The sequence below is a fragment of the Streptomyces sp. NPDC104581 genome, assembly GCF_055583685.1.
This window is the reverse complement of sequence record NZ_JBVJNN010000055.1, coordinates 36523-41887: the sequence shown is the minus strand read 5'-3', so window position 1 is coordinate 41887 and position 5365 is coordinate 36523. Positions and strand designations below refer to the sequence as shown.

The following is a 5365-nucleotide window of genomic DNA, read 5'->3' as shown; positions in this document are numbered from 1 at the left end:
CACAAACAACACAGAAAAAAAAAAAAAACAAAGACAAAAAAAAGCTGTGGGGGGCCCCCCCCCCCCCGCCCCCCCCCCCCCCCCGGCGGCGTGCGTGCCGCACGCGGAACGGTCCGCGTTGCGTACTCCGCGTTACTTGCGCATGACCTCCGGCTCGTGGCGGCGCAGCAGCCGCGCCACCAGGAACCCGCACACCACTCCGATAAGCAGCAGCACCATCACGTTGAAGCCCCACTGCGCCACCGAGTGGTCCCAGAGCGGGTCCAGGTCGTTGGGGCTCTCGGGGTCCCAGGGCGGCATCAGATGCGCCAGGTCGAGGGTCGAGCCGGTGCCGGCGATGGCCCAGCGCGAGGGCATCAGCCAGGCGAACTGCTCCAGGCCGGGCGAACCGTAGACCTGGAAGAGCGTGCCGGTGAAGACGACCTGGACGATCGCGAACATGACCAGCAGCGGCATGGTCTTCTCGGCGGTCTTGACCAGCGAGGAGATCACCAGACCGAACATCATCGACGTGAAACCGAGCGCGATGATGACGATGCACATCTCGACGGCCGGCGGCATGATCAGGCCCTCGTCGGGCAACGCTCGGGGCGCGAAGCCGATGCCGCAGATGATGACGCCCTGGAAGGCCGTGATCACACCGAGCACGATGACCTTGGACATCAGGTACGCGGAGCGGGAGAGGCCGGTGGCCCGTTCCCGTTCGTAGATCACCCGTTCCTTGATCAGTTCTCGTACGGAGTTCGCGGCGCCGGAGAAGCACATGCCGACCGCGAGGATCAGCAGGATCGTGCCGGCCTTGCCGTTGAACTTGGCCGGCGCCTCCGGCGGCCCCAGACCGTACTCCGCCGGTATCACGACGCTCACCACGCCGAGGACGGCGGGCAGTATCACCATCAGACCGAGGAAGCCCCGGTCGGAGGCGATCACCGAGGAGTAGCGGCGGATCAGCGTCCAGAGCTGGGAGCCCCAGCTCTGCGGCTTGGGCGGGCGCATCTGCTGCGGCGACGGCATGTGGACCGACTGCGGGGCCACGGCGTCGATGTCGGCGGCGTACATCTGGAAGTGCTGCGAGCCGCGCCAGCGGCCCGCCCAGTCGTAGTCGCGGTAGTTCTCGAACGCCGAGAAGACATCGGCCCAGGTCGTGTAGCCGAAGAAGTTGAGCGCCTCCTCAGGCGGACCGAAGTAGGCGACCGAGCCGCCGGGCGCCATGACGAGCAGCTTGTCGCAGATCGCCAGCTCGGCCACAGAGTGCGTGACGACCAGGACGGTACGGCCGTCGTCGGCGAGGCCGCGCAGCAACTGCATGACGTCGCGGTCCATGCCCGGGTCGAGGCCCGATGTGGGCTCGTCCAGGAAGATCAGCGACGGCTTGGTCAGCAGTTCGAGGGCGACCGAGACGCGCTTGCGCTGGCCACCGGAGAGCGAGGTGACCCGCTTCTCCTTGTGGATGTCGAGCTTCAGCTCGCGCAGCACCTCGTCGATACGGGCCTCGCGCTCGGACTCGGCGGTGTCACCGGGGAAGCGGAGCTTGGCGGCGTACTTGAGCGCCTTCCGTACGGTCAGCTCCTTGTGCAGGATGTCGTCCTGCGGGACCAGACCGATGCGCTGGCGCAGCTCGGCGAACTGCTTGTACAGATTCCTGTTGTCGTACAGGACGTCGCCCTCGTTGGCGGGCCGGTAGCCGGTGAGCGCCTTGAGGAGCGTGGACTTGCCGGAGCCCGAGGGGCCGATGACCGCGATGAGCGACTTCTCGGGAACGCCGAAGGAGACGTCCTTGAGGATCTGCTTGCCGCCGTCGACCGTCACCGTGAGGTGGCGGGCGGAGAAGGAGACCTCACCGGTGTCGACGAACTCCTCGAGCCGGTCGCCGACGAGCCGGAAGGTCGAGTGGCCGACGCCCACGATGTCGTTCGGGCCGATGAGGGCCGTACCGGACTTGGGGATCGGCTGACCGTTGACATAGGTGCCGTTGTGGGATCCGAGGTCGCGGATCTGGAAACGGCCGTCGGGCGTCGAGGTGAACTCGGCGTGCAGACGGGAGACCTGGAGGTCGGAGACGACCAGCTCGTTCTCCAGCGCACGGCCGATGCGCATCACCCGGCCGAGGGCCACCTGGTGGAAGGTGGTCGGACTGCGGTCCCCGTACACCGGCGGCGCCCCCGCCGCGCCACCCGAGCCTGGACCGCCGTGACCAGCGGGACCGCTGTGACCGCCGGCGCCGGGGCCCCCCGGCCCGCCGTGCTGCGGTGGTACGTAGCCGTGCTGGGGCGGCTGCTGCTGCCAGCCCTGCTGCTGGGGCTGCTGCTGGGGCGCCCAGCCCGGTCCGCCCTGTGGCTGCGCGTGCTGTGGCTGCGCGTGCTGCACCTGCTGTGCCTGTGGCGCCTGCGCCTGCTGGGGCGCCGCGCCCTGCGGGTTGTACGCGCCGGCCGCCGCACCGCTCAGGCCCAGCCGCGGTCCGTCGGTCGCATTGCCGAGATGTACGGCGGTACCGGGACCGATTTCCATCTGCTGGATCCGCTGGCCCTGCACATAAGTGCCGTTGGTGCTGCCGTGGTCTTCAATTACCCAACTACGGCCCCCCCAGCTGATGGTGGCGTGGCGCCACGAGACCCGGGCGTCATCGATCACCAGGTCGCCCTGCGGATCACGCCCCAGGGTGTACGACCTGGACTGATCGAGCGTCCAGGTCCTTCCGTTCAGTTCAAGTACGAGTTCCGGCACTCCATGCCCCACTAGTTGTCCCCCGGGTTGCTCCCATCACAGGGAGTCTAGGGATGGCGAACATCGGGGGGAACTATTTCAGGCCCGCCCCCTTATACGAAAGTCGGGCCTCGGGAAAGAGCGCAAAATCCCGTAAGTGGCACGGCGAAACGTAAGTGAACAGTCGCAAAACCCTCAACCGGGACTCGTGTCCCACGCGCCATTCCGTGGCACGCCCGTGGCCTGCTCGTGGCATGTCCGGTACGCGGGACGCCTGGTCGCCCCACGCGTCACGCCCGATACGGTGGGATCACCATGAGCGCATCGCAGCCCCGTCAGACCACTGACGCCGCCCCCACACTTCTCGTCAAGATCTTCGGGAAGGACCGCCCGGGGATCACCGCCGGGCTCTTCGACACCCTCGCCGCCTACTCGCTCGACGTCATAGACATCGAGCAGGTCGTCACCCGTGGCCGTATCGTCCTGTGCGCACTCGTCACGTCGCCGGTCGGGGACGGCACCGAGGGCGCGCTGCGCGCGACCGTCCACGGCTGGGCCGATTCCCTGAAGCTCCAGGCCGAGATCATCTCCGGAACCGGCGACAACAGGCCGCGCGGCAGCGGCCGTTCCCATGTCACCGTGCTCGGGCATCCGCTCTCCGCCGAGTCGACGGCGGCCATCGCCGCCCGTATCACCGCGACCGGCGGGAACATCGACCGTATCTTCCGGCTGGCCAAGTACCCGGTCACCGCCGTGGAGTTCGCGGTGTCGGGGACGGAGACCGAACCGCTGCGGACGGCGCTGGCGACCGAGGCCGCCGGGATCGGGGTGGACGTCGCCGTCGTCTCGGCCGGGCTGCACCACCGGGCGCAGCGGCTGATCGTGATGGACGTCGACTCGACCCTCATCCAGGACGAGGTCATCGAACTGTTCGCGGCGCACGCGGGCTGCGAGAAGCAGGTCGCCGAGGTGACGGCCAGGGCCATGGCCGGTGAGCTGGACTTCGAGCAGTCGCTGCACGCCCGTGTGGAGCTGCTCGCCGGACTCGACGCGTCGGTGGTGGACAAGGTGCGTACGGAGGTACGGCTCACGCCCGGCGCCCGCACCCTGATCCGTACGCTGAAGCGGCTGGGCTACCAAGTGGGCGTCGTGTCCGGCGGGTTCACGCAGGTGACCGACGCGCTGAAGGAGCAGCTGGGGCTGGACTTCGCCTCGGCGAACACGCTGGAGATAGTGGACGGGAAGCTCACCGGCCGGGTCGTGGGCGAGATCGTCGACCGGGCGGGCAAGGCCAGGCTGCTGCGCCGGTTCGCCGCCGAGGCCGGGGTGCCGCTCTCGCAGACCGTGGCGATCGGTGACGGCGCGAACGATCTCGACATGCTGAACGCGGCGGGGCTCGGGGTCGCCTTCAACGCCAAGCCCGTGGTCCGCAGGGCCGCGGACACGGCGGTGAACGTGCCGTTCCTGGACACGGTGCTCTATCTGCTAGGCATCACGCGCGAAGAGGTCGAAGAGGTGGAGGGGGCCGAGGGCCCGCCCGTCTGAGCCCGCCCGCCGTCTGTACGCACCCGGCACAGAGCCCCGGCACGCACACCGTGCCGGGGCTTCGTCGTCAAGGGAGTTGGGGCGGTCGGGGTGGTCGGGGCGAGGGCCGGGGCGGGGGCGGTCAGTCGTGCGGTGCCCAGTATTCGAGCAGCGTCCCCACATCGGGCTCGACGGTCTTCCACGAGCCGGTGAAGCCGATGACGGCGAACGCCGAGGTCGGGAACGCGCTCGCGGTCAGCCGGCCCAGCGCGTCACCCTCGGCGCGGGCCGAGAGGGCGTCGGCGAGGGCGTGCATACCGGGATTGTGGCCGATCAGAAGGAGGTCGTTCACCTCGTCCGACGTCTCGGTGAGCAGCGCCAGCAGGTCGCCGGGCGTCGCGTCGTACAGCCGGTCCTCGTACACGGTCCTGGGGCGCTGCGGCAGTTCGTGCACCGCGAGCTTCCAGGTCTCGCGCGTGCGGGCCGCCGTCGAACAGAGAGCCAGGTCGAACGCGATGCCGGTCTCCGCGAGCCGGCGCCCGGCCACCGGGGCGTCCGCGCGGCCTCGCTCGGCGAGCGGCCTCTCGTGGTCCGCCACGTCGGGCCAGTCGGCCTTCGCGTGCCGGAGTAGGACAATCCTGCGGGGTGTTTCGACGCTCATGCATCCCAGCTTCGCACGAAATGCGCCGTCAGGCGCGGGGTGTTGGAGGGCTCACCCGCCCCGGACTACCGGCCGAGGGTCTGCTGGATCTGCTGCACCACCCGGCCGACGCCGGGGTCGCCCGCGGCGGCGTTGGCCTGCCCGGGACCGGCCATCAGCAGAAGCAGCGCGGCGAACGCGATCGCGGGGAGCGCGACGGCCCACCAGGGGAGACGGATCTCCACGGTGTCGGGGGACGGGCGGTGGGACCGGGTGTGCACAGGGGCCGCCATGGCCGCCTCCGTAGGTCTGCGGTTGAGGTGCCTCAAACCTACGGACGGGGCGCGCGGGCTCCCATCCGGCGACCCACCCACTTGACCCTGACCCTGGCCCCCTAGGGGAGGGGGGGGGGGGGGGGGGGGGGGGGGGGGGGGGGGGGGAGGGAGGCGGGGGGGGGGGGGGGAGAAGAGAAAAGGGCAACCAGTTGGGGGAAGGAGT

Annotated in this window: 4 protein-coding genes; 1 reads left to right on the top strand and 3 read right to left on the bottom strand. The window is 69.6% G+C overall.

Annotation, left to right across the window (positions count from 1 at the left end; translation table 11 throughout):
* Positions 1 to 132: 132 nt before the first annotated feature.
* Positions 133 to 2736: an ABC transporter ATP-binding protein/permease gene (locus tag ACZ61E_RS29850; protein ID WP_469703211.1), complete on the bottom strand. Its 2604-nt coding sequence runs from the start codon at positions 2734 to 2736 to the stop codon at positions 133 to 135.
* A 282-nt stretch (positions 2737 to 3018) separates the two neighbouring features.
* Here ACZ61E_RS29850 and serB point away from each other — a divergent pair, with 282 nt between their 5' ends.
* Positions 3019 to 4248, top strand: a complete 1230-nt coding sequence (serB, locus tag ACZ61E_RS29845; protein ID WP_469703209.1) for a phosphoserine phosphatase SerB — start codon at positions 3019 to 3021, stop codon at positions 4246 to 4248.
* 121 nt (positions 4249 to 4369) lie between these two features.
* Here the strand turns inward: serB and ACZ61E_RS29840 are convergent, their stop codons facing one another.
* On the bottom strand, positions 4370 to 4888 hold the full coding sequence (locus ACZ61E_RS29840; RefSeq protein WP_469703207.1) for a SixA phosphatase family protein: 519 nt from the start codon (positions 4886 to 4888) through the stop codon (positions 4370 to 4372).
* A 65-nt stretch (positions 4889 to 4953) separates the two neighbouring features.
* Positions 4954 to 5160, bottom strand: a complete 207-nt coding sequence (locus tag ACZ61E_RS29835; protein ID WP_469703205.1) for a hypothetical protein — start codon at positions 5158 to 5160, stop codon at positions 4954 to 4956.
* Between the last annotated feature and the right edge of the window lie 205 nt (positions 5161 to 5365).

Bases quoted from the DNA above. Each gene is read 5' to 3' on its own strand.
- serB (WP_469703209.1), top strand. From the start codon at position 3,019: ATGAGCGCATCGCAGCCCCGTCAGACCACTGACGCCGCCCCCACACTT.
- ACZ61E_RS29840 (WP_469703207.1), bottom strand. From the start codon at position 4,888: ATGAGCGTCGAAACACCCCGCAGGATTGTCCTACTCCGGCACGCGAAG.
- ACZ61E_RS29835 (WP_469703205.1), bottom strand. From the start codon at position 5,160: ATGGCGGCCCCTGTGCACACCCGGTCCCACCGCCCGTCCCCCGACACC.